The organism is Pseudomonas sp. PDM05 (genome assembly GCF_014851685.1).
Classification (GTDB): domain Bacteria; phylum Pseudomonadota; class Gammaproteobacteria; order Pseudomonadales; family Pseudomonadaceae; genus Aquipseudomonas.
The window spans coordinates 188989-215227 of sequence record NZ_JACVAC010000002.1; the positions used below are offsets into that span (position 1 = coordinate 188989).

The window sequence follows — 26239 nt, forward strand, 5'->3', positions numbered from 1 at the left end:
GAATTGTACCTGATGCTCAGGCCAGACGTCATCTTTGCTGACCAGAACAAAAATGCCCCGATCTCTCGACCGGGGCACGTTTTGATCATAAGCGCTCTATCAACCGGCCCGGCGCAATAGCCAGAACCCGGCCAGGGCGCAGATACCAGTGGGCACCAGCACCGCAAACAGCGGCGAGAAGCCGAACACCAGGCTCGAAGGGCCGAGCAGGTCCTGGGCGATGCGGAAGGTAAAGCCCACCAGCACGCCGGTAAAGACGCGCTGGCCAAGGGTCACGGAGCGCAGCGGGCCGAAGATGAACGAGATCGCCATCAACACCAGCGCGGCAGTGACCACCGGCTGCAGCACCTTGACCCAGAATGCCAGCCAGTAGCGACCGTTGTTCAGGCCCTGGTCCTTCAAGTAATGGATGTAACCCCAAAGCCCGGAGATCGGCAGGCTTTCGGGGATCATCACTACGGTATTGAGCAGTTCCGGCTTGAGGGCGATGTCCCACTCCTCGGCCGGCACGTTGATCACTTCAGTACTGGCCTTGGTACCTTGCCCTACATTGCGGAAATGCGTGGTGGTGACATCGCTCAGCTGCCATTTCTCGGCGTTGTACTGCGCGCGCTTGGCAAAGCTCGACATCAGCAGATGGCGTTCCTTGTCAAAGGTATAACGTGTCACACCAATCAACAGGCCGCCGGGCTGCACGGCGTTGATGTGGATGAACTCGTCACCCTGGCGGTGCCACAGGCCATGCTTGGAGCTTTGTGCGTCGCCCGACCCCTGGGCCAGGGCGCGGTTGGCCTGGGCCGTGGTTTCGGCCGGTGGCGCAACGTATTCACCGATCAGCACGCTGCACAGCATCAGCAGCAGCATCGGCTTCATCACCGCCCAGACAATACGACCGATGGACACACCGGCGGCACGCATGATGGTCAGTTCGCTGTTGCTGGCCAGGCTGCCCAGGCCGATCAGGCAACCGATCAGCGCGGCCATCGGCATCATGTCGTAGAGGCGGCGCGGCGCGGTGAGGGCCACGTAGCTCATCACGTCCCATACGGTATAGGTGTCGCTGACGTTGCCGACTTCATCGATAAAGGCGAACAACGACGCCAACCCAAGGATGATGCCCAATACCGCCAGGATGGCGATCAGTACGCTGCTACCAATGTAGCGATCGAGCTTAGCCACGAGCCAACTCCTTCTGGCCACGACGGCTCAACATTTTCAGACGGATAGGTTCCCAGTAGAGCAGCCCCAGGCCGATCACCAGGAAGATCCCATGCACCCACCACAGGCCCAGGGTCGGCGACAGCTTGCCCTTCTCCAGGGAACCACGGGCGGAAATCAGGATGGTCAGGTACGCCATGTACAGCAGGATCGCCGGCAACAGCTTGAGGAATCGGCCCTGGCGCGGGTTGACGCGTGACAGCGGCACTGCCATCAAGGTCACGATAAACACCAGCAGCGGCAGGGAGATGCGCCATTGCAGCTCGGCAATGGAACGCAGTTCCTTGCTGCCGAGCAGTTCCGTGGTGGGGATGGCGTCACGATCGGTGACTTCGTCGCTGACGTCCGGACGGGCCAGCAGCACGCCGTAGGTGTCGTACTTGATCGCACGGTAATCGGCCATGCCGGGGCTGCCGTCATAGCGATAGCCGTTTTCCAGGATCAGGTAGCGGCTGCCATCGGGGCGCACTTCCTGGCGGCCTGAGTCGGCCACCAGCACGGAAATACCGCGGTCTTTCTTGTCCTGGCCCAGGCGCTTCTCGGAGATGAATACGCCGCCGAGATTGGCACGGTTTTCGGTCATGGTTTCGGTGTAGGTCACGCGGGTGCCGTCGCTGAGTGCCTGGAAGCGGCCCGGTTCGAGGGTGTCGAACTCGGTCATCGCGTCCTGCTTGTTCAGCACCAGCTGGAACTGCATGGCGCCCTGGGGGGCCAGGCTCAGGCTCAGCCAGGCGACGATCAGCGCAACACCGGCGGCCGGGATCATGGTCATGCCCAGCAGGCGTTGCTGGCTCATGCCGGTGGCCGAAAGCACGGTCATTTCACTTTCGAGGTACAGGCGACCGTACGCCAGCAGGATCCCGAGAAACAGGCCCAGCGGCAGGATCAGTTGCAGGAACCCCGGCAGGCGAAAGCCCATGATCAGGAACAGCGAGCCCGGATCCAGCGCGCCAGAGGCGGCCTGGGCGAGGTATTTGACGAAACGACCACTCATGATGATGACCAGCAACACCGCGCTCACGGCACTCAGGGTCAACAGGACTTCGCGGGACAGATAACGGAAGACGATCAAACCAGACACTCCAGGGTTGTCAGGCTAAGGCGGCCAAACAAGCAAGCATACCAGTCGACCCGTTTGCACAGGCCGGCTAAAAAGATGGCGCATTATCCTGTGATTGGCCGCGCCTGTCACGGAGCATGCTCAACCAAGTGGACAAAGCTTACACCAAGGGTTGTCAGGCTCCGCCGCCGAGGTTCAAACTGCGGCCTTTGTCGCGGGCGGTTTATACAGCCGCCAAGCTTTAAAGCCGGCGTACAGACGCCCGGCTCTTTGACCTTTATAAGGGACCCGAAAATGGAATTGGTTGTAAAAAGCGTTAGCCCCGAAACGTTGAAAACCGCCACCCTCGTGGTCGCCATCGGCGAAGGCCGCAAGCTCGGCGTCGCTGCCAAGCAAGTCGACGAACTGAGCGGCGGCGCCATCAGCGCGATCCTCAAGCGCGGCGACCTGGCGGGCAAAGTCGGCCAGAGCCTGCTGCTGCAAAGCCTGCCAAACCTGAAAGCCGACCGCGTATTGCTGGTGGGCGTGGGCAAGGACGCCGAGCTGGGCGACCGTCCGTTCCGCAAGATCATCAGCGGCATCCTCACCACCCTCAAAGGCCTGGGCGGCGGTGATGCCACGCTGGCGCTGGATGAAGTGGTGGTCAAGGGCCGCGACAGCTACGGCAAGACCCGCCTGCTGGCCGAAAGCCTGGTGGACGGCGGCTATATCTTCGACCAGTTCAAGAGCACCAAGGCCGAACCCCGCGCCCTGAAGAAGATCACCCTGCTGACCATCAAGGCCGCCCAGGCTGAAGTGCAGCGCGCCGTGACCCACGCCACCGCAATCGCCAACGGCATGTCGTTCACCCGCGACCTGGGCAACCTGCCGCCGAACATCTGCCACCCAACCTTCCTCGGCGAACAGGCCAAGGCGCTGGGCAAGGAATTCAAGGGCCTGAAAGTCGAAGTCCTGGATGAGAAGAAGATCAAGGAACTGGGCATGGGCTCGTTCTATGCCGTGGGCCAGGGCAGCGACCAGCCGCCACGCCTGATCGTGATGCAATACAACGGCGGCAAAAAGGCCGACAAACCTTACGCCCTGGTCGGCAAAGGCATCACCTTCGACACCGGCGGCATCAGCCTCAAGCCAGGCGCCGGCATGGATGAAATGAAGTACGACATGGGCGGCGCCGCCAGCGTGTTCGGCACCCTGCGTGCGGTGCTGGAGCTCAAGCTGCCGATCAACCTGGTGTGCATCCTGGCCTGTGCCGAGAACATGCCAAGTGGCGGCGCGGCGCGTCCGGGCGACATCGTCACCACCATGAGCGGCCAGACCGTCGAGATCCTCAACACCGACGCCGAAGGCCGCCTGGTGCTATGCGATGCCCTGACCTACGCCGAGCGCTTCAAGCCGCAAGCCGTGATCGACATCGCCACCCTGACCGGCGCGTGCATCGTCGCTCTGGGCTCCCACACCTCGGGCCTGTTGGGCAACAACGACGAGTTGATCGAACAACTGCTCAGCGCCGGCAAGGCCGCCGACGACCGCGCCTGGCAACTGCCGCTGTTCGATGAGTACCAGGAACAGCTGGACAGCCCGTTCGCCGACATCGCCAACATCGGCGGCCCGAAAGCCGGCACCATTACCGCAGCCTGCTTCCTGTCGCGCTTTGCCAAGAACTTCAACTGGGCGCACCTGGACATCGCCGGCACGGCCTGGACCAGCGGCGGCAAGGACAAGGGCGCCACTGGCCGCCCGGTTCCATTGCTGACCCAGTACCTGCTGGATCGCGCAAAAGCCTGAAAATGAGAACGCCAGGGCGGCTTTTACACAACCGCCCTGGGTTCCAGGAACCACAATGACCCAAGTCGACTTCTATATATTGCCCAGCGCCGACCCGCTCGCGCGCCTGGACTTTGCCTGCAAACTCACTGAAAAAGCCTGGCGCATGGGTCACCGCATCTACCTGCATTGCAGCGATGCGGCCCAACGCGACGAGCTGGATGCCCGCCTGTGGCGTTTCAAGGGCGAAAGCTTCGTGCCCCACGGCCCCGCCGAGTCAGAACCCGAAAGCCTGGTGGTCCTGGGCTTGGGCGACAACTGCGGCGATCACCATGACCTGCTGGTCAACCTGGACCTGAAAGTGCCGCCGTTCGCCAAGGCGTTTGCCCGCGTGGCAGAGGTGGTGGTGGAAGACCCGGCTATTCGTCAGGCGGCGCGGGAGAGTTTCCGTTTCTATCGCGAACAGGGCTATCCTTTGCAGGATCACCGGCTACAACGACTTTGAGTAAATGATGGACACTCCCAACTCGGTAAAAAAAGACGACCACCTGCTGGACGACCTGGAGTCGATCCGCCAGTTGCTCGGTGACGACGGCCTGCAACCGCCACTGCTGACCGACTCGGTCGATGCAGAGGTACAGATCCCGCTGTTGTTCGATATGGTCGGCGCCAAGCCCGCTGCGCCGGAGCCGGTTGCCGCTGCTGTCGAGCCCGCCCCCGCCGAAAAAGGCCAGGACGCCCTGCTGCTGCACCTGGACAACGAACTGCGTGCCGCCGCGCAACTGATCATGCAAGACGTCATCGACGACTTCGCCCCGCATATCGAAACCGAGATCAAGCGTCGGCTGGATGCGCGGATGGAGCGGTTGCTCGCTGCAGCGACAAGTAACTAGCTACAAGCCACAAGTAAAAGCTCCCCGCTCCACTTGCAGCTGATAGCTTGTAGCTTGCAGCTGCTCCCCCCCGCTATACTTGCCGGCTTTCCTGAATAAATGCCAACTAGGGTCCCGCCGCGCATGGATAAGACCTACCAGCCGCACGCTATCGAAACTTCCTGGTACAACACCTGGGAATCCGAGAATTATTTCGCCCCGCAAGGCGCGGGCGATTCCTACACCATCATGATCCCGCCACCGAACGTCACTGGCAGCCTGCACATGGGCCATGGCTTCAACAATGCGATCATGGATGCGTTGATCCGTTTCCGCCGCATGCAGGGTCGCGACACCCTGTGGCAGCCGGGCACCGACCACGCCGGTATCGCCACGCAGATGCTGGTGGAACGCCAACTCGAAGCCACCGGCCAGAGCCGTCACGACCTGGGTCGCGAGAAATTCCTGGAAAAAGTCTGGGAATGGAAAGACCAGTCCGGCGGCAACATCAGCCGTCAGATCCGTCGCCTCGGCTCGTCCGTAGACTGGAGCCGCGAGCGCTTCACCATGGACGACGGCCTGTCGGAAGCCGTGAAAGAAGCCTTTGTGCGCCTGCATGAAGACGGCCTGATCTACCGTGGCAAACGCCTGGTCAACTGGGACACCAAGCTGCACACGGCGATTTCCGACCTCGAAGTGGAAAACCACGACGAAAAAGGCTTCCTGTGGAACCTCAAGTACCCCCTGGCCGACGGTGCCAAGACCGCTGAGGGCAACGACTACCTGATCGTCGCCACCACCCGTCCGGAAACCATGCTCGGCGACGCCGCCGTGGCCGTTAACCCGAACGATGAGCGCTACCAGGCACTGATCGGCAAGTTCGTCGAGCTGCCGCTGGTTGGCCGCCGCATTCCGATCATCGCGGACGACTACTGCGACCCGGAATTCGGCACCGGCTGTGTGAAAATCACCCCGGCCCACGATTTCAACGACTACGAAGTCGGCAAGCGCCATAACCTGCCGCTGCTGAACATCTTCGACAAAAACGCCGCCGTATTGCCGGCCTGCCAGGTGTTCAACCTGGATGGCACGTTGAACGACAGCATCGACGGCAAGATCCCGGCCGAATACGCCGGTCTCGACCGTTTCGAAGCGCGCAAGCAGATCGTTGCCGCCTTCGACGCTGCCGGCCTGCTGGTCAGCGTTGACGACCACGGCCTGAAAGTGCCGAAGGGCGACCGCTCCGGCACCATCATCGAGCCGTGGCTGACCGACCAGTGGTACGTGTCTACCAAGCCGTTGGCCGAGCCTGCGATTGCTGCCGTGGAAGATGGCCGCATCCAGTTCGTGCCGAAACAGTACGAAAACATGTACTTCTCGTGGATGCGCGACATCCAGGATTGGTGCATCAGCCGTCAACTGTGGTGGGGCCACCGTATTCCGGCCTGGTACGACGAGTCGGGCAAGGTCTATGTAGGCCGCGACGAAGCCGAAGTGCGTGCCAAGCACAACCTCGGTGCCGACGTTGCGCTGCAACAGGACAACGACGTACTGGACACCTGGTTCAGCTCGGGCCTGTGGACGTTCTCCACCCTGGGCTGGCCGCAACAGACCGAATTCCTGAAGAAATTCCACTCCACCGACGTGCTGGTCACCGGCTTCGACATCATTTTCTTCTGGGTCGCCCGGATGATCATGCTGACCATGCACCTGGTGAAGAACGAGGACGGCACGCCGCAGGTTCCGTTCAAGACCGTGTACGTGCACGGCCTGGTGCGTGACGGCCAGGGCCAGAAGATGTCCAAGTCCAAGGGCAACGTCCTGGACCCGTTGGACATCATCGACGGCATCGACCTGGAAACCCTGGTAAAAAAACGTACCTCGGGCCTGATGCAGCCGAAACTGGCGAAGAAGATCGAGAAGCAGACCCGCGACGAGTTCGCCGACGGCATCGCCAGCTATGGCACCGACGCCCTGCGCTTCACCTTCTGCTCGCTGGCGTCCACCGGTCGCGACATCAAGTTCGACATGGGCCGCGTCGAAGGCTATCGCAACTTCTGCAACAAGATCTGGAACGCCGCGCGCTACGTGCTGGACAAAGGCGAAGACTGCGGCCAGAACGGCGAAGCCGTCGAACTGTCCCTGGCGGATCGCTGGATCATCTCGCAATTGCAGCGCACCGAAGCCGAAGTGACCCGCCAACTCGACCAGTTCCGTTTCGACCTGGCCGCACAAGCCTTGTACGAGTTCATCTGGAACCAGTACTGCGACTGGTACCTGGAACTGTCCAAGCCTGTGCTGTGGGACGAAAACGCGCCGATCGAACGTCAGCGTGGCACCCGTCGCACCCTGGTGCGCGTGCTGGAAGTGGCCCTGCGCCTGGCGCATCCGTTCATGCCGTTCATCACCGAAGAAATCTGGCAGCGCCTCGCGCCGCTGGCCGGTATCGAAGGCAAGACCATCATGCTGCAACCTTGGCCGGTGGCCAACGAAGCGCGCATCGATGAGGCGGCCGAAAGCGATATCGAATGGCTCAAGACCCTGATGCTTGGCACGCGCAACATCCGCGCCGAGATGAACATCGGGCCGGGCAAGCCATTGGCGGTGTTTGTGAAGAACGCCAGTGCCGAAGACCAGCGTCGTCTCGCCGAAAACGATGCGCTGCTCAAGAAGCTGGCGAAGCTGGAGTCGATTACGGTATTGGCTACCGACGCCGAAGCGCCGCTGTCCGCCACCGCACTGGTCGGCGAGATGGAAGTGCTGGTGCCGATGGCTGGCCTGATCGACAAGGGCGCGGAACTGGCTCGACTCGACAAGGAAATTGCGCGCCTGCAAGGCGAAGTGCAGCGTGTGGGCGGCAAGCTGTCCAACGCGGCGTTCGTCGACAAGGCACCGGCCGAAGTGATCGACAAAGAACGCGCCAAGTTGGCCGAGGCTGAACAGGCCCTGGGCAAGCTGGCGGAGCAACATGCGCGGATTTCCAGCCTGTAAGGTGGATTCCCTGTAGAAAAGAGGCCTTCGGGCCTCTTTTTTTTGGCCTGAAAACCCAATCGATGTGGGAGCGGGCTTGCTCGCGAATGCAGTGTGTCAGGCACTGCATCTGTTTCTGAGGTACCGCATTCGCGAGCAAGCCCGCTCCCACATTTAACCGAGTTCACCCTGAGAATGTGTGACAATGCCCGTCACTTTGAGCCAACACCAGAATCATCATGACCGCCCCCAGCACACCCAAGCCTGCACGCAAGAAGCCTAAAACCGCCGCCACGGCCAAGCCCGTCGCGCCGCGCAAAGAGGCTACCCTGCACCCGCGCAACCGCCACACAGGCCGTTACGACTTCCCGGCGCTGATCAAGACCACGCCGGAACTGGCGAAATTCGTGATCATCAATCCGTATGGCAAAGAGAGCATCGACTTCGCCAGCCCGGATGCGGTGCGGGTGTTCAACCGGGCGCTGCTCAAATCCTTCTATGGCATCCAGCATTGGGACATCCCGGCCGATTACCTGTGCCCGCCGGTGCCGGGGCGTGCGGACTACGTGCACTTCCTCGCTGACCTGTTGGCCAGCAACAACGACGGCAAGGTCCCGCGCGGCTCGATCATCAAGGTGCTGGACATCGGCATGGGCGCCAACTGCGTCTACCCGCTGATTGGCTACATGGAGTACCGCTGGACCTTCCTCGGCTCGGAGGTCGACCCTACCGCCGTGGCCGCCGCCAAGGCCATCGTGCAGTCCAACGACCTGAGCAAGGTCATCCAGCTGCGCCAGCAACCCAACCCCAAGCAGATCCTGCTGGGCTTGCTGGAGCCGGGTGAGCGTTTTGACCTGACCATGTGCAACCCGCCGTTCCACGCGTCCATGGACGAAGCCACCAAGGGCAGCGAGCGTAAATGGCGCGCCTTGGGCAAGGCCGATCCCAAGCGCAAGTTGCCGGTACTGAACTTCGGTGGCCAATCGGCTGAATTGTGGTGTGAAGGCGGCGAAGCGCGTTTTGTGACGCAGTTGATCGCCGAGAGTGCGCATTTTGCCCACAAGGTGTTGTGGTTCAGCACCCTGGTGTCAAAGGCGTCGAACCTGCCTGCCATCGAGACCGCGCTGAAAAAAGCCGGCGTGCTGGAAAGCCAGGTAGTGGAGATGTCCCAGGGGCAAAAACAAAGCCGCTTTGTGGCCTGGACCTTCCAGACCAAGAACGAGCAGCAGATCTGGCGCCAGCGCTGGGCCCGCGACTAACTGTAGTGAGCGGGCTTGCACCCGCGCTGGGGGGCGAAGCCGCCCCAAATCCCGTCACCTCGGTTTTCCTGACACACCGCGGCGGACCGTTTTAGGGCGGCTTCGCCCCCCAGCGCGGGGCAAGCCCGCTCACTACAGGGCCTCTACAAATCGCAGGCAACAAAAAACCGTGCCCGGATCGCTCCGGAGCACGGTTTTTTTTGCTGCGTCTTACTTGTTAACAGCGTCGGTCAGGCCTTTGGCCACAACCAGCTTGATAACTTTCTTGGCAGCGATTTCGATGGCAGCGCCAGTCGAAGGGTTACGGCCAGTACGGGCAGGACGCTCGGTCACTTTCAGTTTGCCAACGCCTGGCAGAGTGATTTCGCCGCCGTTTTCCAGCTGGTCAGCAACAACTTGGCTCAGTTGGTCCAGCAGAGCGCGCACGGTGGTTTTCGGTGCGTCTACTGCTTCAGCCAGGTCAGCGATCAGTTGGTCTTTAGTAATAGCCATTGTGGTGTTCCTTCCCTATCAAATTCATATGGATTGCAGAGTGCAGTGTCAGCCGTCGAGCCCGACCGTCTAGGTCTGGCACCCCAGGCTATAACCGCGAAGATCGGGGTTATAGATGCTTGAAACGGGGATTGGTTCGACCTGACAGATGCTGAATGCACGCTTAACGCCGAGACTTGGCGTAAGACGGGGCAAAACTAGCACAGAGACGGGGAAATATCCGCTTCTACCTACCCATTTGGTCAGCTTTATCGCTCTAAACCGTGAAAAAATGGCATATGCCATGTCGGAGAGCGGCAAAACCGCCTTGAAAGCGCGTCTTGACCAATGGGTGCGGTACACTGGGCGACTTTTCGGGGAGGCCAACCGCTCCCCTTCAACCAGCCGAGAAGCCCATGCCGATCCGTCATTGCATCGTCCACCTGATCGACAAAAAACCCGACGGCACGCCCGCAGTTCTCCACGCCCGCGATTCGGAGCTGTCCGAATCGGCCGCCATCGAGAACATGCTTGCCGACCTCAACGAGAGCTATAACGCCAAACAAGGCAAGGCCTGGGGTTTCTTCCATGCCGAGTCCGGCGCGCACCCGTTCAGTGGCTGGTTGAAGGAGTATTTCGACGGTGGCCAGGATTTCACCACCTTTAGCCGCACCGCCGTCGAGCACCTGCAAAAGCTGATGGAAGAGTCCAACCTCTCCACTGGCGGCCACGTGCTATTTGCCCACTACCAACAAGGCATGACCGATTACCTGGCCATCGCTCTGCTGCACCACAGCGAAGGCGTGGCGGTGACCGACGAGCTGGACGTGACCCCGTCGCGTCACCTGGACCTCGGCCAGTTGCACCTGGCGGCGCGTATCAACGTTTCCGAGTGGCAGAACAACAAGCAGTCCAAGCAGTACATCTCGTTTATCAAGGGCAAGAACGGCAAGAAGGTCTCGGAGTACTTCCGCGACTTTATCGGCTGCCAGGAAGGCGTCGACGGCCCGGGCGAAACCCGCACCCTGCTCAAGGCATTCAGTGACTTCGTCGAAAGCGAAGACCTGCCGGACGAATCCGCCCGCGAAAAAACCAAGACCCTGGTGGACTACGCCAGCAGCCAGGCCAAGCTCGGCGAGCCGATGGGCCTGGAAGAACTCTCGGGCTTGATCGATGAAGATCGGCCTAAGGCGTTCTACGACCATATCCGCAACAAGGACTATGGCCTGTCGCCGGAAATTCCGGCGGATAAGCGCACCCTCAACCAGTTCCGCCGCTTTACCGGCCGCGCCGAAGGCTTGTCGATCAGTTTTGAAGCGCACTTGCTGGGCGACAAGATCGAGTACGACGAGGCGGCTGGCACGCTGATCATCAAGGGTTTGCCGACCCAACTGACCGACCAGCTCAAGCGCCGCAACTGATGCTCGGCGGGGTGTTCAAGAAAGTCCTGCTGGTATTGCTGGTGGTGGTGGTGTTCCAGAACTGGGGCAAGATCGAGCGGGTGTTCAATCCGTCCCAGGTGGCGCCGGAACAAACCCGGGCCTCGGCGCGGGTGGTGCTCTATTCCACCGAATGGTGCGGCTACTGCAAGCAGATCCGCCGCTTCCTGGACCAGAAAGGCCTGCCCTACCAGGCGTTCGACATCGAAAAGGACGCCCAGGCGCGCAAGGCCTACGAGGCGCTGGGCGGCGGTGGGATTCCGTTTGTAGACGTCAACGGCACGCTGATCCGTGAGTTCAGCCCGGAGAAGATCATGGCGGCGCTGAAATAATCAGCGCACCACGATCACGCGACCCAGCAGGTTGCGCTGCTCGAACCCGAGCACGGCCTGCAACGCATTCAACACCGCCTGGGGATCCTTGCTCGGGAAACTGCCGCTGACGCGCTTGCTGCCCATCTCATCGTTGAGCAACAGGATACGGCCCGGGTAGTAGCGCTCCAGATCCTTGACCACATCGGCCAGCGGCGCCTTGTAGTAGTTGAGCCAGCCGTCGCGCCAGGCCAGGCGCGATTCGCTGTCCACCGGGTGCGTGGCATCGGCCACACCTTGCGTGTAGGCCACTTGCTGGCCGGCTGTAAGGACTTGCTGTTGGCCGTGCCTGGACGGCGTCACCCCTACCCGCCCCGATAACACCGTCACCTGCGCCCCCGCCGGTTGCAGGCGCACTTCGAATTGCGTACCGAGCACCCGCGCTTCACCGCTGCCCGCCTCCACCACAAAGGACTCGCCAGTGTGGGTCACGCTGAAAAACCCCGCACCACGACGCAACTGGATGTGCCGTTCGCCATGGCTGAAATCCACGGCAATCGCGCTGTCGGCATCGAGGGTGACTTGGGATTTATCCGCCAGGGTGACGGTTTTGACTTCGCCTGGCGCCGTCACATAGTCGGCGCCAAAGTCATCGACCCAGCGCGACGGCTGCCAGCCTGCGCCCATGGACACCATCAGCAGCAGGCACGCGGCCATCGCCAAGGCGCCGGCCCCGCGTACAACCCGCGAGCGCTTCGAGGTGTGCATCGCCTTGAGGTAACCCTGCAAGGCCAATGCATCCTCGTCCGCCAATTTTCGCGCAGGCACTTCACTCAATTCCCACAGTACCTGGGCCTGGGAGTACGCCTCGATGTGGGCCGGATCGGCACGCAACCATTGGCTGAACGTGGCCTGGTCGCCGCTGCTCGGCTGGTCGTGCAGCAGGCTCAGCCAGGCCAGCGCGGCGTGTTCCTGGTCGGGCGTGGGGGTGCGGTTCACGGTGCTGTCCCTGGCGTGCGTGGGGGTGATGGCTCGCGAAGGCTGGCTTTGCAGGCTTCGAGGGCACGCATCATATGTTTTTCCACGGCACTTTGGGACAGACCCATGGCCTTGGCGATTTCCGCGTACTTGCGGCCATGAATGCGGTTGAGCAGGAAAATCTGCCGCGTGCGCTCCGGCAAGCTGCGCAGGGCAGCTTCGACATGGCGCAGATCATTGCCCGCCTCCAAGGCCGCTTGGGGTTCGCAACCCTGATTATCCTGTTGCTCGGGCAGCCAGCCTTCGCTGCTGCGCACCCGCGCGCTTTCGCTGCGCAGGTGGTCAATGGCGATGTTGCCAGCGCAGCGCAGCAGGTAGGTGCTGAGTTCCTCGACCTGCACCAACGGGCGGCGCCAGAAGCGTAGGAATAAATCCTGCACCAGGTCGGCAGCCGTGGCACGGCAACCGACACGACGACTGACCAAGGCTTCCATCTGTGAACGCTGCGAGAGAAACACCTGCAGGAAATGCGCACGCCCGCCTGCTGATTCAGCGCGCTGGCTGTCTTGGGACTCCGGTGGGGTGCTGATCATCATGGGCGTGGCTCAGAGGATGGCGAAGGCCGCGACGGGGCTGGCCAGCAGGCCGACGCCCGCCAGGATCAAGGCCAACCGTGGCCGATACGGCAACAACAGCACCAGCAACAGCGCACTGAGCATCAACACCGCGCACCACTCCACCAGGCCCCGGCTCCAACCACCGAGCGCCACGGCCGGCCAGATCGACAGTGCCAGCAGCAACCAGCCCGCCGCCCGCAACCCCACGCGCCGTTGGGGCGACGGCTTGCTGTGCAGCAATTCGCCATGGTGACGGTCGGTGGACAGGCACAGCGCGGTGAACCCGGCGTAGCACATCAAGAGAGCGAGCAGCATTCAGTTCGCCTCCTGCTTGAGGGTCAACGAATGCGCCCGCTCGGCCCTGGTCTGGGACGCAGCACGGTGCTGCATCTTCCACGCGGCCCAGGCGAGGAATACGCCGCTGGCCAGGCACGTCAGGTCGAAACCGGCCATGGCCCAATCACCCGTCGCCAGCGACACGCCCAGGTGGTGCGAAGTGGTCAGCGCATTGAGCATCGGGATCGCGACAAACATCAGCGCGCCGACACTCAGTTGTTCAACCCAGCCCTGGCGGCCACGGCGCAGGACCGCGTGCAGCAGGCTCACACCCCAGGCCATGAAGAAGGTCTGTACTTCCCAGGCAGAGCGCTCGGCAAAGCCCACCGGCAGCAGGCGGTTGGCCCAGAAGAACGCCGCAATGGCGATCATCAACCCGGACATGCTGGCGATGTTGAGCACCTCCACCAGGCGCAGTTCAAACGGCATCACGCCGCTCTTGGCGTGCTTGAGCTGGCGCTTGCCCAGCCAGATCACCAGCCCGGTGCCGATCATCGCCGTGCCCGCCAGCCCGCAGATAAAGTACAACCAACGCAACACCGGCCCGGCGAACTGGCCCATGTGCAGGCCGTAGAAACTGCCGCCGATGATCGCCGGCAGCGATTGCCCGGCACTGGTGCGCAGCAGTTCGCCGCTGGTGCCGCTGAACGACACGATGCTGTCGAACTCATGCACCACGTTGTCGGAACTGGCCCGAAACACATTGACCGAAGCGTTCACGTCGCTGGGGTTGTTCACCCCCAGACGCCCCACATGGCCACCGTCCCATTGCGCCCGCGCCTGTTGGTACATCGGCAACAGCGGCAGCAATTTGCCCGGTTGCCCCTGCGCCGGCGCGTTGTTGGTGGCGGGGAACACGTCGTTGAAAAAGGCGCGGGTATCGCCCGCATAGGAGGCAAGGATCGGCGCCGGCATCACCATGCTCATGAAAATCACCAGGCTGCTGTAGGTGATCATCAGGTGGAACGGCAGCACCAGCACACCGACCGCGTTATGCCCGTCGAGCCAGGAACGCTGGCCTTTGCGCGGGCGGAAGGTGAAGAAGTCCTTGAAGATTTTCTTGTGGGTGATGATCCCGGTGATCAGCGCGACAAACATCACCATCGCAGCGATGGTGGACAGCCAGCGGCCCCAGGGATGGGGCATTTGCAGCTGGAAATGGAAACGATAGAAGAACTCGCCGCCCATGCTTTCGCGGGCCTGCACATCTTGGCCGGTAACCGGGTCGAGGGTTTTCTGGATGAAATTGCCGCGACGGCCAGGGTCGAGTTTGTCTTGCCACATCACCGTCAAGGCGGGGTCGCGGTCATCCGGCAGGTTGATAAACCAGCGCGCGGCCGTTGGCGCCACCTGCTGCAAATAGGTTTGCGCGACGCCCAGGCTGCGCGCGTTGTCCAGTGGATAAGCCTGCACTTCGGGCTGCATCCAGTGGCTGATCTCGTCCTTGAAATACGACAAGGTGCCCGTCAGGAAAATCGCAAACAGCAGCCAGCCAAAGATCAGCCCGCTCCAGGTGTGCAACCAGGCCATGGCCTGGCGAAAGCCCTCTTTCATGGACGCGCCATCCACAACCCCACACCCGCCAGGGTGGCAAACGCCGCACTCGGCAACATCACGCCAAACCAGGCGCGCCAGGCCGTGCGGCATGCAAAGCACCAGAGCACCGCCAGCAGATAGAACACAAACGAACTCATCATCCCGGTGATCACCGCGTCGGCGCGGGACGTGGGCATCCACAGTGCCAGGCAGATGGCGGCCAGGGAGGCCATCAGGTAGCCGCCGACGACAGCCGCGAGCACCCGCGATGTGACGGCCAGACGGTAGGGTAGCGCAAGTGAGGTTTTGCTTTTCATGCGGGAGACGCCAGGTTCATCAGTACGCAATATTAATGATAAATATTCTCATAAGCAAAAAAGAACGGATGAAACGCCGGTACTGGCGGATTGCCGAACCGTAGCGGCCCACCTACAATGCGAACAATTCTTGTTCTCTAAAGCATGCCGAATGCCCGCATGCTCGTAGCGAAGGGTGATCGCGTTGCAGCCGTCCAACACCGTCGAAGTTTTGTACACCGACCATCACCACTGGCTCACCGGCTGGTTGCGACGCAAGCTCGGCTGCCCGGAAAGTGCCGCCGACCTGGCGCAAGACACCTTCATCCGCGTGCTCAGCGCCCGTGAAACGCCAACATTGATCGAACCCCGCGCCTTCCTCACCACCGTGGCCAAGCGCGTGCTGTGCAATTTCTACCGCCGCCAGGACCTGGAGCGCGCCTACCTCGACGCCCTGGCCCAGTTGCCGGAACACGTGGCACCGTCGGAAGAAGAACGCGCAATCATCCTGCAAACCCTGGTCGAGCTGGACCAGTTGCTCGACGGTTTGCCCACGCCAGTCAAACGCGCCTTCCTGCTGGCCCAACTCGATGGCCTGACCTACGCGCAAATCGGCGCAGAGCTGGGCATCTCCATCGCCACCGTCAAACGCCACCTGAATAAAGCCGCCATGCGCTGCTACTTTGCCCTATGAATTTCTCGACCCAAGTTGCCGAACAGGCCGTGCATTGGCTGATGGAAATGCAGCAAGGCGCCCTCAACCCGCGCCAACAAGCGGCCTGGCAGCAATGGCTGAATGCCCACAGTGAACACCAGCGCGCCTGGGACCATATGCAACGCGTCAACCAGCGCCTGCGTGGCATGCCATCGCCCCTGGCCCATGCGGCGTTGAACGCGCCAACCTCCACTAGCCGCCGCCAGGCCCTCAAGCTGCTGCTGATCCTCGGCGCTGGTTCGGCCGCCGCCTGGAGCCTGCGCCAGCAACATATCCTGCCGCCGCTCACGGCCGACTACCGCAGCCCCGTCGGTCAACGGCGCAAGGTGCAACTGGCCGACGGCAGCCAGTTGCAGCTCAATACCGGCAGCGCGGTGGATGTGCATTTCGATGGCCAGCAGCGGCTGATCCGCCTGCTCGAAGGCGAGATCCTGCTGACCGGCGCCAAAGGCAACAGACCGCTCAACGTGCTGACCGGCCAGGGCCTGCTCAGCAGCCAGGCGGCGCGCCTGAATGTGCGCCAGTTCAACGACCACACCCAACTGGCGGTCCTCGACGGCCACGTCGACGTGATGCCCAATACCTACAGCGGCCTACCGCTGACGGTCGACACCGCGCACCAGGTCAACTTCACCCGCAAAGGCTGGGACACCCCGCGTGCCACCGACGCCAACAGCGGCGCGTGGGCCGATGGCATGCTGGTCGCGGCCCACATGCGCCTGGAAGATTTCCTCGGCGAACTCAGCCGTTATCGCCGTGGCCAACTCAATTGCGCCCCCCAGGTCGCCAACCTGCTGATCTCCGGCAGCTACCCGCTGGACGACAGTGAACGCATTCTCGACCTGTTGACCGTCAGCCTGCCGGTCAAGGTGCGGCGCTTTACCCGCTACTGGGTGACCGTCGAGGCGCGAGCCTGAAATTATCTGCAATTGTTGTGAGCCGTTTTCCACACCTGGCGTGACAGAGAAGGAAAGCCACCTTGATCCTTCCTTCTCAGGACCGCACTTCATGCCCCAGCAACCGACGCTTCTTGCCCGCACCTTGGGCCAACTCCTACTCGGCGCCAGCCTGAGCCTGACCGTACTGCCTGCTGCAATGGCCGCCGACGCCAAGCCTTACCACATCGCACCAACGTCGCTGGAGGCCGCGTTGAATCAATTCGGTCGCGAGGCCGGCGTGCTGATTTCCTTCGGTTCCGAGGTCACGGCCGGCATGCAGAGCCGTGGTTTGAGCGGCAACTACAGCGCCGCCGAGGGCCTGCAAAAATTGCTCGAAGGCACCGGCCTGCAAGCCCGCGCCGAGGGCGACAATGCCTACAGCCTGCAGTCGGCCAGTGCACCGGCAACCCTCGAACTGGGCACCTCCAGCGTGGTCGGCGACTGGCTCGGCGATGCGGCGCAAACCAATGTCTTCGAACATCCCGGCGCCCGTGACGTGATCCGCCGCGATGAATTCGAACGCCAGGGCGCCACCCAGGCCCGCGATGTGCTCAACCGCATCCCCGGCGTCAACGCCCCGCAAAACAATGGCACCGGCAGCCACGACATGGCGCTGAACTTCGGCATTCGCGGCCTCAACCCGCGCCTGGCGTCGCGCTCCACGGTGCTGATGGACGGCATCCCGGTGCCTTTCGCACCGTATGGCCAACCGCAACTGTCATTCGCGCCGATCAGCATGGGCAACATGGACGCGGTGGACGTGGTCCGCGGCGGCGGCGCCGTGCGCTACGGCCCGCAGAACGTCGGCGGGGTGGTCAACTTTGTGACCCGCGCAATCCCGGACACACCGACTGTCAAAGGCGGTTTCCAGACCGAAACCAGCCCGTCTTCGAGCCATGACGGTTTCAAGACCACCGCCAACCTGCTGGCCGGCGGCACCGCCGACAACGGCCTGGGCGGCGCGCTCCTGTACTCCGGCACCCGTGGCGGCGACTGGCGTGAAAACAGCAACACGCACATCGATGACCTGATCCTCAAGGGCAAATACCAGCTCGACGAGGCCAACAGCTTCAACGCCATGGCGCAGTACTACGAAGGCCAGGCGGATATGCCCGGTGGCTTGAACGTCAAGGACTACAAGGCCGACCCGTATCAGTCGACCCGTCCCTACGACAAATTCTGGGGGCGCCGTACGATGTTCAACGCCGGTTACCGCTACCAGGAAGACCGCCGCGAATTCACCGTGAACACCTTCTTCACCACCACCCTGCGCAACGGCTACCTGGACCAGACCCGCTTCCTGTCCCTGTCGCCCCGCGAATACTGGGTGCGCGGCCTGGAAACCCGCTTCGCCCAAGGCTTCGACCTCGGCAACACCAGCCACGAAGTCGGCGTGGGCTATCGCTATATCAACGAAGCCGGCCACGAGATGCGCTACACCACGCCGATTGCGGCCAACCAGCAAATTCCGACCACCAGCAGCAAGAACGACCGCGACACCCGTGGCAGTACCGAAGCCAACGCGTTCTTCATCGACGACCGGATTGATATTGGCAAGTGGACCATCACCCCGGGCGTGCGCTACGAAATGATCAAGTCCCGGCAGGTCGACCACATCAACAACCTCTACAACAAAGGCAGCTACAACACCGCGCTGCCAGCGTTGAACGTGCTCTATCACCTGACCGACAGCTGGAACCTCTACGCCAACACCGAAGGCTCGTTCGGCAGCGTGCAGTACAGCCAGATGGCCAAGCGCGTGCCCAAAGGCGAAGTCAAACCGGAAAAAGCCCGCACCTGGGAAATCGGCACGCGCTACGACGACGGTACCTTGCGTGCGGAACTCGGCGCGTTCCTGATCAACTTCGACAACCAGTACGAAAGCAACCAGACCGATGACTCGGTGATTGCACGCGGCGAAACCCGCCACCAGGGCATCGAATCCAGCATCAACTATGCCCTCGACGGTTTGAGCCCGGCGCTGGCCGGTTTTGATGTGTACGCCAGCTACGCCTACGTCGACGCGACCATCCGCGAAGACGGCCCGAACAAAGGCAACCGCGTCCCCTTCTCGTCCAAGCACAAAGGCACCCTGGGCGTGGGTTACACCGAAGGTCGCTGGAAACTCAATGTGGACAGCAGCTACCAGAGCAGCCAGTTCGCCGACAACGCCAATACCGAGCAGGAAAATGCTGAAGGCAATACCGGACGTATCCCTGGCTACATGCTGTTCAGCAGCCGTGCCGCGTACGACTTTGGCCCGCAACTGTCAGACTTGAACGTCGCGGTCGGTGTGAAAAACATCTTCAACAAGCAGTATTTCACCCGCTCGTTCGACGACAACAACAAGGGCAAGTACGTCGGTGAACCGCGCACGGTGTACGTGCAGACTTCCATCGCATTCTAACCCTCGCCACTTTAACTGCCCGCCAGGCAGCTCGGCGTCGCCGCGACCAGCGCGTCGATGGCGCACCGGGTCTTGGCCGGCATATGCGGTGCGGTCGGCCAAATCACGTGGATCGGCGAAGGCTGTTCACGGTAGCCCGGCAACACCGCCTCCAGCCTCCCGCGCAGTACGTAATGCGCGATCAACCAACTCGGCAACCAGGCCAGGCCAACGCCCGCGATGGCGGCATCGGCCACGGCCTGGAGGTCGTCCAGCACCAACGGCGAAACCACTCTCGAACGATGCGGGGTGTTGGTTCTGTAGGCGATGCCGCGATGGCCTGTCAGATCATCGATAGATTCAATTCGTCCTACGCGCTGCAGGTACGCCGGTGACGCCGCCAGGCCTACCGATTGTTCACCCAGCCGGCGCGCACTCAGGCGGTCGGTGTCGGGCAGCGGGCCGATCCGCACGGCGAGGTCAAAGCCTTCCTGCACCAGATCGATCATGCGGTCGGCAAAACTGATCTCAATCTCCAACTCCGGGTAAACATCCATCAGCCCCCACAACGCAGGCGCCGCATAGTGATGCCCGAACGCCAGTGGCACGCTTGCCCTCAAGCGTCCGCGCGGCTGCTGGCGCCCGCTTTCCAGCACCGATTCGGCCGCCTCCAGTTCCGCCACTGCGCGTAGGCAATGCTCGTAGTACGCCTGCCCATCCTCGGTCAGATGCTGACGCCGGGTAGAACGCTGCAGCAAGCGTGTGCCCAAGCGGGCTTCCAGCCGCGCCAGACCTTTGCCGACGGCCGAGCGCGTGAGGTTCAGGCGTTCGGCCGCCTCGGTCAGGTTGCCGCTTTCCACCACTTGCAGAAAGAGCTCAACGCCATCAAAACGTGGGGTAGACATGCTTGAATTGTCGCTCTTGATTCCCGTATTGGCGGAAAAATTATCACGAATAAAGAACTGAATTCCCCTGAAAATAGCGTCACTTCACCCTTCCCAGGAGAATTCCATGCCCGCCGCCACGTTATCGGCCACTCAACCAACCCACTCCGCCAGGAACGGCCTAGCTTTAACCGCCGTCTGCCTGGTGGCCCTGATGTTCGGCCTGGAGATTTCCAGCGTGCCGATCATCCTGCCCACCCTCGAACAACAATTGGGCACCGGCTTCCAGGACGCCCAATGGATCATGAACGCCTACACCCTGGCCTGCACCAGCGTGTTGATGGCAGCCGGTACCCTGGCCGATCGCTTTGGTCGGCGGCGCATGTTGGTGCTGTGCCTGTGGCTGTTTGGCCTGGCCTCGCTGGCGTGTGGCCTGGCTGACGACGCCTCCACGCTGATCGCGGCACGTTTCGTACAGGGTGTGGGCGCTGGGGCGATGATGATCTGTCAGTTCGCGATTCTGTCGCACCAGTTCCGCGAACCGGCGGCGCGGGCACGGGCCTTTGCGGTATGGGGCGTGATCGCGGGTGTGGGGTTGGGCTTCGGGCCGATGGTCGGGGCGCTGATCCTGGCGGTGGCGGACTGGCGCTGGGTGTTTCTCGTACACGTGCCGCTGACCTTGCTGACGCTGGGATTGCTGCACATCAGCGTGCAAGAATCCCGCGACCCGGCCGGAAACCGCCTCGATATCGCCGGCATGTTGACCCTGACGCTGTCGGTGTTTTCGCTGGTGTACTTCATCACCCAAGGCAGCGAATACGGTTTCGGCACACCGGCCATGCTCGGTTGGGCGGGCTTGGCGTTGGTCGGCCTGATGCTGTTCATATTTATCGAGAGGCGCAGCGCCCACCCGATGTTTGATTTCTCGGTGTTTCGCATCCGCCGCTTCAACGGTGCGCTGATGGGTTCCATCGGCATGAACTTCAGCTTCTGGCCGTTCATGATTTACCTGCCGCTCTACTTCCAGGCTGGCCTGGGCTACGACACCCTGACCACCGGCGGCGCCCTGCTCGCCTACACCTTGCCGACCTTGCTGGTGCCGCCACTGGCCGAACGCCTGGCCCTGCGCTACGGCGCCGAACGCATCATCCCCCTGGGGCTGGGCCTGATGGGCGTAGGCTTCTTGAGCATGGCCGCCGTCAACCTTGCCGCACGACCAAGCGTCGTGCTGGTGCTGATCAGTTGCGTGATGGCCGGCGTGGGCCTGGCGCTGACCAACTCGCCGACCACCAACACCACCACCGGCTCCGTGTCGGCAGACCGCGCGGGAATGGCCTCGGGCATCGACCTCAGTGCGCGGTTGATTACCCTGGCGCTCAACATTGCGTTGATGGGGTTGGTGTTGCTACTGGGGATCAGCGATCAACTGGCCGCACTCTTGCCCGCCAGTACGCTGACGCAGTGGCCGGCCATCAGCCAGAATATTGCAGCGGGCAAGCTCACCGCCTCAAGCGTACTTGCGGCCACCGACGCCCAGGCGGCGCTGCGTCACGGCGCTGGCTGGGCGATGCTCTTCGCGGGGGCGGGCGCCGCCGGGCTGGCAGTGTTGAGCCGGTATTTTTTCCGACGTCTGGGGTAAACGAAAACGGGCCTGCATTTGCAGGCCCGTTTTATGGGGGGGATGAAAGAACTGTCAGCTATCAGCTGTTAAATACGGCACGTTCTTTTTCCAGAAACTCCTGTTCAAGCTCATCTTCATTGACTTTGGTATCCGACAAACTTTTACCGGCAGCGCGTGGCTTGCCTTGCAGTCGGCCAAACAGATGTTCCAACGCGTGGTCCAGCTTGGTCGCCGCACCGTCGATCGCCTGTTCCAGGGTATCGGCCTTGTGCAGTACCGAGAGCGGCTGATGACCCTTTGGCCGTGCTTCCAGACGGCAGCTCAAATCATGGGGACCGGGCTTGTCGCCGTTCTCATCGCGCAGGTAGACCTCAACGCGGGTCAGGTCTTCTTCGTATCGTTCGAGCGTGCTCTCAATGGTAGTACGTACCCACTCCTCCAGTCGGATGCTGCTTTCAATATGGTTATCGCTATTGACTTGGATTTGCATAGTTCTTCCCTTATTTCAGCTAGCTCGCGGGAGGTCACAACTGCAACACCGATGCGGTGAAACCATGACCTCCTGACTACACAATTGAGCAGTCAGCGAAACAATTCAACCCCTTTGCAAAGATAAATCCCACATTACAAATTAACCCTGACTACAAGCAAAAACGCTGTTAGGGTGGGGAGTTAGTTACAACTTATTCCACCCTGCGCCCCTCACAATTGCCCCTCGCCCAACGGGTGCAATCCGCGAAAAATCCCTGCCTCCTCCACCAGCCAGTCATGCACCGCCCGCACGCCCGGATGGTTCAGCGCGCCCGGCGCATACAGCAGCACGTAACGTTTATGGTTGGGCACCGCCAGGCCGAACGGCACGATCAAGGTGCCGCGTTCCAGCTCATCGTTGAGCAAGGTGCGGCGTGCGATGGCCACGCCCATGCCGGCGATGGCGGCTTCGATGGTCAGGTGGTTGCGGTTGAACGTGTGGCCGCGGCGCACATCGGCTTCGTGATAACCGATGGCATTCAGGTAAAACTCCCACTCGGCGTATTCATAACTCCCACGCCAGGCGGTGATGTCGTGCAGCAGCGGGAAATGCACCAGGTCGGCCGGGCCATGCAACGGCGGACGCCCGCGCAGCAGGCTTGGCGCGCACACCGGGAAAATCTGCTCATCCAGCAGGGCTGTGGATAACAGGCCGGGGTAGCTGCCGTCGTTCAGGTCGATAGCCAGGTCGAAGTCGCCCTCATGCAAGGCGATGCTGCTGTCTTCGGCGACCATGCGCAGCTGAATGTCCGGGAACCGTTGCTGCAAGCGCGGCAGACGCGGGGTCAGCCATTTGCCCAGGAACGACGGGATCGACCGCAGGCGCAAAGTGCCGCTGATCATTCCTGCGTCCAGCCGCTGCAATTCCGCATCGATGCTGCCGTAGGCCTCCCCCACCGTCGCCGCCAGCCGTTGCCCCTCGGCGCTGAGCTCTACCCCGCGTGCACGGCGATGGAACAGCCGAAACCCCAAACGCTCCTCCAGCTGGCGAATCTGCTGGCTCACCGCCCCCGGTGTGATGTGCAGTTCTTCGGCGCAACGGGTGAACGACAAGTGTCGTGCCGCGCAGGAAAACACGTGTAGCCAGACATAAGTCTGGCCATGGAGAGGACGGGTCATAGGGTTTAGTCCTGCTAAAGGGTGTCTTAGGATAATTCGTTGGTCAGTGCCGATCCAGAGGCTCAGTATCGCGCCAACTCCGCTCGGCCGACAAAAAATGGCAGCGATTATCTTCCATTGCTTGTAAGGCTTTAGCATGGCTATCAGTGTTTTTGATCTATTCAAGGTGGGCATCGGCCCGTCCAGCTCCCACACCGTTGGTCCGATGCGTGCGGCGGCGACCTTCGCCCAGGCACTGCTCGACCACCATCTGCTGAGCGACACCCGCCGCGTCGAAGTGCGCCTGTACGGCTCACTGTCCGCCACAGGTATCGGCCATGCCACCGACCGCGCCTGTGTGATGGGCTTGATGGGCGAGTGGCCCGATCGCGTCGATCCCACGTCGATCAATGCACGTATCCAGCACCTGCGCGAGTCCGGTCGACTGCTGCTCGCAGGCCAACAGGAAATTGCCTTCAACTGGCAAAGTGATCTCCTGCTGCTGGACGAAAGCCTGCCCTACCATCCCAACGCCATGTCCCTGCACGCCTATGGCGACAACGGCCTGTTGAGCGAACAAACCTACTACTCGGTGGGCGGCGGTTTCATTATCGAAGCGGCTGAGGCCGAATCGGGCATTGCGCCGACCAGCGATGTGCAATTGCCCTACGACTTTTCCAGCGCCGTCGAACTGCTGGCGCTGTGCAACAAGCACGGCCTGCGGGTTTCCGAGCTGATGATGGCCAACGAACGCGCATGGCGCAGCGATGAGCAGATCCGCAGCGGCCTGCTGCATATCTGGTCGGTGATGCGCGAATGCGTGGAACAAGGCCTGCGCGATGAAGGCATCTTGCCTGGCGGCCTGGATGTTCCGCGCCGAGCGGCGAAATTGCACCGCAGCCTGTTGGAAATCGGCAAACCGAATGTGATCACGTCGACCTTGTCGGCGATGGAATGGGTCAACCTGTTCGCCCTCGCCGTCAACGAAGAAAACGCCGCCGGCGGGCGCATGGTCACCGCGCCGACCAATGGCGCGGCGGGGATTATCCCGGCGGTGCTGCATTACTACATGAAGTTCAATGCCGATGCGTCCGACGACGACGTGGTGAATTTCTTCCTGGCGGCCGCCGCTGTCGGCATTTTGTGCAAGAAAAACGCCTCGATCTCCGGCGCCGAAGTCGGCTGCCAGGGCGAAGTCGGTTCAGCCTGCGCCATGGCCGCGGCCGGCTTGGCCGATGTCCTCGGCGCCACGCCCGAACAGCTGGAAAACGCTGCCGAGATCGGCCTGGAACACAACCTTGGCCTGACCTGCGACCCCGTCGGCGGGCTGGTCCAAGTGCCGTGCATCGAGCGCAATGCGATTGCCGCCGTCAAGGCGATCAACGCCACGCAGATGGCCCTGCGCGGCGACGGCAAACACTTCATCTCCCTCGACCGGGTGATCCGCACCATGCGCGATACCGGCGCCGATATGCATGACAAATACAAAGAAACTTCACGGGGCGGCCTGGCCGTGAGCTGGGTGGAATGCTGAGGAGCATTCCCTGACCGTCCCAACGTGAGCCCGCGCAAAAATAATAACGAGGCAATAACGATGACCGATGTACGTACACCTGCTGCCGAAAATCCTGTAATTGAAACAACCGTGAGCAAAGGCTGGACCAAACACGACACCACCTGGATGCTCGGCCTCTACGGCACCGCCATCGGTGCCGGCACGCTGTTCCTGCCGATCAACGCCGGCGTGGGCGGCTTCTGGCCGCTGATCGTGCTGGCGCTGCTGGCTTTCCCGATGACTTTCTTCGCCCACCGTGGGCTGACGCGCTTTGTGCTGTCGGGCAAATCCGGCGACATCACCGAAGTGGTCGAAGAACACTTCGGCGTCGGCGCGGGCAAACTGATCACCTTGCTGTATTTCTTTGCGATCTTCCCGATCCTGCTGGTGTACAGCGTGGCGCTGACCAACACGCTGAGCAGTTTTATGGAACACCAACTGCACATCGCCCCGCCGCCCCGGGCGATCCTGTCGCTGGTGCTGATCCTCGGCCTGATGGCGATTGTGCGTTGCGGCCAGGGCGTGATCGTCAAGGCCATGAGCGTGCTGGTGTATCCGTTCGTCGCCGCCCTGTTGTTGCTGGCATTCAGCCTGATCCCCAACTGGAACGGCGCATTCTTCGCCTCAGCCAGTGAGGGCATGCCCCTACCGCTGTTCTTCAAGACCCTGTGGCTGGCAATTCCGGTGATGGTGTTTTCCTTCAACCACTCGCCGATCATCTCCGCGTTCGCCGTCGACCAGAAACGCGTGTATGGCCCGCAGGCCGAGCGCAAAAGCAGCGGCATCCTCGCCACCGCCCACGGCATGATGGTGCTGACGGTGATGTTCTTCTGCTTCAGCTGCGTGCTGGCCCTGTCGCCGGCCGACCTGGCGGCCGCCAAGGCGCAGAACATCTCGATCCTGTCGTACCTGGCCAACCACTTCCAGACCCCGGTGATCGCCTATGCCGCGCCGTTGATCGCGCTGGTGGCCATCACCAAATCGTTCCTCGGCCACTACATCGGCGCCAGCGAAGGTTTTCAAGGTTTGATCGTCAAATCGCTGCGCGGGCGTAACCGTTCGATGTCGGCCAAATGGCTGGAACGCAGCACCGCGCTGTTCATGGTGCTGACCTGCTGGGCCGTGGCCACCTTCAACCCGAGCATCCTGGGCATGATCGAAACCATGGGCGGGCCGATCATCGCGTGCCTGCTGTTCCTGATGCCGATGTATGCGATTCGCCGCGTGCCATCGCTGCGCCAGTATTCGGGCCAGGTGTCGAATGTGTTTGTGGTCGTACTCGGCCTGATTGCGCTGTCTGCGATCGTTTTCTCGGTACTGCCCTGAAACAACGCACACACCTGAAGAACAACACTGACTCAATGTGGGAGCGGACTTGCTCGCG

The 26239-nt window shown here is 61.9% G+C and carries 24 protein-coding genes; 13 read left to right on the forward strand and 11 right to left on the reverse strand.

What is annotated here, in order from left to right; translation table 11 throughout:
* Positions 1-99: 99 nt before the first annotated feature.
* Positions 100-1179 (reverse strand): LPS export ABC transporter permease LptG, encoded by a 1080-nt coding sequence (gene lptG, locus IB241_RS05710; RefSeq protein WP_192297443.1) that lies wholly within the window; start codon positions 1177-1179, stop codon positions 100-102.
* Complete coding sequence (gene lptF, locus IB241_RS05715; protein WP_192297445.1) at positions 1172-2290, reverse strand: LPS export ABC transporter permease LptF; 1119 nt, start codon at positions 2288-2290, stop codon at positions 1172-1174. Before lptF ends, lptG begins: the two co-directional genes overlap by 8 nt.
* A 282-nt stretch (positions 2291-2572) precedes the next feature.
* Between lptF and IB241_RS05720 the strand changes: the two genes are divergently transcribed.
* The 5 genes from IB241_RS05720 (at position 2573) to rlmF (ending at position 9143) form a co-directional block, all read left to right on the forward strand.
* Positions 2573-4063 carry a leucyl aminopeptidase gene (locus IB241_RS05720; protein WP_192297446.1) on the forward strand — a complete coding sequence of 497 codons (1491 nt, stop codon included), beginning with the start codon at positions 2573-2575 and terminating at the stop codon, positions 4061-4063.
* Positions 4064-4118: 55 nt separating this feature from the next.
* Entirely contained in the window at positions 4119-4547 is a 429-nt protein-coding gene (locus IB241_RS05725; RefSeq protein ID WP_192297448.1) for a DNA polymerase III subunit chi, read from the forward strand.
* 7 nt (positions 4548-4554) lie between these two features.
* The gene (locus tag IB241_RS05730) at positions 4555-4935 is read left to right on the forward strand and encodes a DNA polymerase III subunit chi (RefSeq protein ID WP_192297450.1); all 381 of its coding nucleotides are present in this window, start codon (positions 4555-4557) and stop codon (positions 4933-4935) included.
* A 123-nt stretch (positions 4936-5058) separates the two neighbouring features.
* Positions 5059-7905 (forward strand): valine--tRNA ligase, encoded by a 2847-nt coding sequence (locus IB241_RS05735; RefSeq protein WP_192297452.1) that lies wholly within the window; start codon positions 5059-5061, stop codon positions 7903-7905.
* Positions 7906-8123: 218 nt separating this feature from the next.
* On the forward strand, positions 8124-9143 hold the full coding sequence (gene rlmF, locus IB241_RS05740; protein ID WP_192297455.1) for a 23S rRNA (adenine(1618)-N(6))-methyltransferase RlmF: 1020 nt from the start codon (positions 8124-8126) through the stop codon (positions 9141-9143).
* A gap of 210 nt (positions 9144-9353) precedes the next feature.
* On the opposite strand, the gene IB241_RS05745 is transcribed toward rlmF, so the two are convergent.
* Entirely contained in the window at positions 9354-9635 is a 282-nt protein-coding gene (locus IB241_RS05745) for an HU family DNA-binding protein (RefSeq protein WP_003188840.1), read from the reverse strand.
* 395 nt (positions 9636-10030) lie between these two features.
* Here IB241_RS05745 and yejK point away from each other — a divergent pair, with 395 nt between their 5' ends.
* Complete coding sequence (gene yejK, locus IB241_RS05750; protein ID WP_003171997.1) at positions 10031-11035, forward strand: nucleoid-associated protein YejK; 1005 nt, start codon at positions 10031-10033, stop codon at positions 11033-11035.
* Positions 11035-11385, forward strand: coding sequence for a glutaredoxin family protein (locus tag IB241_RS05755; RefSeq protein ID WP_192297457.1), 351 nt, complete (start codon positions 11035-11037; stop codon positions 11383-11385). Before yejK ends, IB241_RS05755 begins: the two co-directional genes overlap by 1 nt.
* Here IB241_RS05755 and IB241_RS05760 read toward each other — a convergent pair whose 3' ends face one another.
* The 5 genes from IB241_RS05760 to IB241_RS05780 are packed head-to-tail and all read right to left on the reverse strand — an operon-like array spanning position 11386 to position 15148.
* On the reverse strand, positions 11386-12363 hold the full coding sequence (locus IB241_RS05760; RefSeq protein WP_192297459.1) for a FecR family protein: 978 nt from the start codon (positions 12361-12363) through the stop codon (positions 11386-11388).
* The gene (locus IB241_RS05765) at positions 12360-12938 is read right to left on the reverse strand and encodes an RNA polymerase sigma factor (RefSeq protein WP_192297461.1); all 579 of its coding nucleotides are present in this window, start codon (positions 12936-12938) and stop codon (positions 12360-12362) included. Before IB241_RS05765 ends, IB241_RS05760 begins: the two co-directional genes overlap by 4 nt.
* Before the next feature lie 9 nt (positions 12939-12947).
* The gene (locus IB241_RS05770; protein WP_192297463.1) at positions 12948-13274 is read right to left on the reverse strand and encodes a DUF3325 domain-containing protein; all 327 of its coding nucleotides are present in this window, start codon (positions 13272-13274) and stop codon (positions 12948-12950) included.
* Positions 13275-14849 carry a PepSY-associated TM helix domain-containing protein gene (locus IB241_RS05775; protein WP_192297465.1) on the reverse strand — a complete coding sequence of 525 codons (1575 nt, stop codon included), beginning with the start codon at positions 14847-14849 and terminating at the stop codon, positions 13275-13277.
* Positions 14846-15148, reverse strand: a complete 303-nt coding sequence (locus tag IB241_RS05780) for a DUF3649 domain-containing protein (RefSeq protein ID WP_192297467.1) — start codon at positions 15146-15148, stop codon at positions 14846-14848. Before IB241_RS05780 ends, IB241_RS05775 begins: the two co-directional genes overlap by 4 nt.
* Positions 15149-15332: 184 nt before the next feature.
* Between IB241_RS05780 and IB241_RS05785 the strand changes: the two genes are divergently transcribed.
* The 3 genes from IB241_RS05785 (at position 15333) to fecA (ending at position 19187) form a co-directional block, all read left to right on the forward strand.
* Positions 15333-15821, forward strand: a complete 489-nt coding sequence (locus IB241_RS05785; protein WP_192297469.1) for a sigma-70 family RNA polymerase sigma factor — start codon at positions 15333-15335, stop codon at positions 15819-15821.
* Positions 15818-16759 carry a FecR domain-containing protein gene (locus IB241_RS05790; protein WP_192297471.1) on the forward strand — a complete coding sequence of 314 codons (942 nt, stop codon included), beginning with the start codon at positions 15818-15820 and terminating at the stop codon, positions 16757-16759. The genes IB241_RS05785 and IB241_RS05790 overlap by 4 nt, the downstream gene beginning before the upstream one ends.
* A gap of 91 nt (positions 16760-16850) precedes the next feature.
* Positions 16851-19187 (forward strand): TonB-dependent Fe(3+) dicitrate receptor FecA, encoded by a 2337-nt coding sequence (gene fecA, locus IB241_RS05795; protein WP_192297473.1) that lies wholly within the window; start codon positions 16851-16853, stop codon positions 19185-19187.
* A gap of 11 nt (positions 19188-19198) precedes the next feature.
* Here the strand turns inward: fecA and IB241_RS05800 are convergent, their stop codons facing one another.
* Positions 19199-20071, reverse strand: coding sequence for a LysR family transcriptional regulator (locus tag IB241_RS05800; protein ID WP_192297475.1), 873 nt, complete (start codon positions 20069-20071; stop codon positions 19199-19201).
* A 106-nt stretch (positions 20072-20177) separates the two neighbouring features.
* Between IB241_RS05800 and IB241_RS05805 the strand changes: the two genes are divergently transcribed.
* Positions 20178-21689 carry an MFS transporter gene (locus IB241_RS05805; protein WP_192297477.1) on the forward strand — a complete coding sequence of 504 codons (1512 nt, stop codon included), beginning with the start codon at positions 20178-20180 and terminating at the stop codon, positions 21687-21689.
* Positions 21690-21750: 61 nt separating this feature from the next.
* Here IB241_RS05805 and IB241_RS05810 read toward each other — a convergent pair whose 3' ends face one another.
* Together IB241_RS05810 and IB241_RS05815 are read right to left on the reverse strand one after the other, a co-directional pair.
* Positions 21751-22161, reverse strand: coding sequence for an HPF/RaiA family ribosome-associated protein (locus IB241_RS05810; RefSeq protein ID WP_012722380.1), 411 nt, complete (start codon positions 22159-22161; stop codon positions 21751-21753).
* Between the two features lie 212 nt (positions 22162-22373).
* On the reverse strand, positions 22374-23321 hold the full coding sequence (locus IB241_RS05815) for a LysR substrate-binding domain-containing protein (RefSeq protein WP_192297479.1): 948 nt from the start codon (positions 23319-23321) through the stop codon (positions 22374-22376).
* A gap of 136 nt (positions 23322-23457) precedes the next feature.
* Here IB241_RS05815 and IB241_RS05820 point away from each other — a divergent pair, with 136 nt between their 5' ends.
* The gene (locus IB241_RS05820) at positions 23458-24834 is read left to right on the forward strand and encodes an L-serine ammonia-lyase (protein WP_192297480.1); all 1377 of its coding nucleotides are present in this window, start codon (positions 23458-23460) and stop codon (positions 24832-24834) included.
* Positions 24835-24894: 60 nt separating this feature from the next.
* Positions 24895-26181, forward strand: coding sequence for a serine/threonine transporter (locus tag IB241_RS05825; RefSeq protein ID WP_192297482.1), 1287 nt, complete (start codon positions 24895-24897; stop codon positions 26179-26181).
* Positions 26182-26239 lie beyond the last annotated feature (58 nt).

Excerpts from the sequence above, each read along its gene's own strand:
- IB241_RS05780 (WP_192297467.1), bottom strand. The coding sequence starts at position 15,148 with ATGAAAAGCAAAACCTCACTTGCGCTACCCTACCGTCTGGCCGTCACA.
- rlmF (WP_192297455.1), top strand. The coding sequence starts at position 8,124 with ATGACCGCCCCCAGCACACCCAAGCCTGCACGCAAGAAGCCTAAAACC.
- fecA (WP_192297473.1), top strand. The coding sequence starts at position 16,851 with ATGCCCCAGCAACCGACGCTTCTTGCCCGCACCTTGGGCCAACTCCTA.
- IB241_RS05790 (WP_192297471.1), top strand. The coding sequence starts at position 15,818 with ATGAATTTCTCGACCCAAGTTGCCGAACAGGCCGTGCATTGGCTGATG.
- IB241_RS05765 (WP_192297461.1), bottom strand. The coding sequence starts at position 12,938 with ATGATGATCAGCACCCCACCGGAGTCCCAAGACAGCCAGCGCGCTGAA.
- IB241_RS05735 (WP_192297452.1), top strand. The coding sequence starts at position 5,059 with ATGGATAAGACCTACCAGCCGCACGCTATCGAAACTTCCTGGTACAAC.
- IB241_RS05745 (WP_003188840.1), bottom strand. The coding sequence starts at position 9,635 with ATGGCTATTACTAAAGACCAACTGATCGCTGACCTGGCTGAAGCAGTA.
- IB241_RS05755 (WP_192297457.1), top strand. The coding sequence starts at position 11,035 with ATGCTCGGCGGGGTGTTCAAGAAAGTCCTGCTGGTATTGCTGGTGGTG.
- IB241_RS05820 (WP_192297480.1), top strand. The coding sequence starts at position 23,458 with ATGGCTATCAGTGTTTTTGATCTATTCAAGGTGGGCATCGGCCCGTCC.
- IB241_RS05815 (WP_192297479.1), bottom strand. The coding sequence starts at position 23,321 with ATGACCCGTCCTCTCCATGGCCAGACTTATGTCTGGCTACACGTGTTT.
- IB241_RS05720 (WP_192297446.1), top strand. The coding sequence starts at position 2,573 with ATGGAATTGGTTGTAAAAAGCGTTAGCCCCGAAACGTTGAAAACCGCC.
- IB241_RS05775 (WP_192297465.1), bottom strand. The coding sequence starts at position 14,849 with ATGAAAGAGGGCTTTCGCCAGGCCATGGCCTGGTTGCACACCTGGAGC.
- IB241_RS05730 (WP_192297450.1), top strand. The coding sequence starts at position 4,555 with ATGGACACTCCCAACTCGGTAAAAAAAGACGACCACCTGCTGGACGAC.
- IB241_RS05770 (WP_192297463.1), bottom strand. The coding sequence starts at position 13,274 with ATGCTGCTCGCTCTCTTGATGTGCTACGCCGGGTTCACCGCGCTGTGC.
- IB241_RS05825 (WP_192297482.1), top strand. The coding sequence starts at position 24,895 with ATGACCGATGTACGTACACCTGCTGCCGAAAATCCTGTAATTGAAACA.
- IB241_RS05805 (WP_192297477.1), top strand. The coding sequence starts at position 20,178 with ATGCCCGCCGCCACGTTATCGGCCACTCAACCAACCCACTCCGCCAGG.
- yejK (WP_003171997.1), top strand. The coding sequence starts at position 10,031 with ATGCCGATCCGTCATTGCATCGTCCACCTGATCGACAAAAAACCCGAC.
- IB241_RS05725 (WP_192297448.1), top strand. The coding sequence starts at position 4,119 with ATGACCCAAGTCGACTTCTATATATTGCCCAGCGCCGACCCGCTCGCG.
- IB241_RS05810 (WP_012722380.1), bottom strand. The coding sequence starts at position 22,161 with ATGCAAATCCAAGTCAATAGCGATAACCATATTGAAAGCAGCATCCGA.
- IB241_RS05800 (WP_192297475.1), bottom strand. The coding sequence starts at position 20,071 with ATGTCTACCCCACGTTTTGATGGCGTTGAGCTCTTTCTGCAAGTGGTG.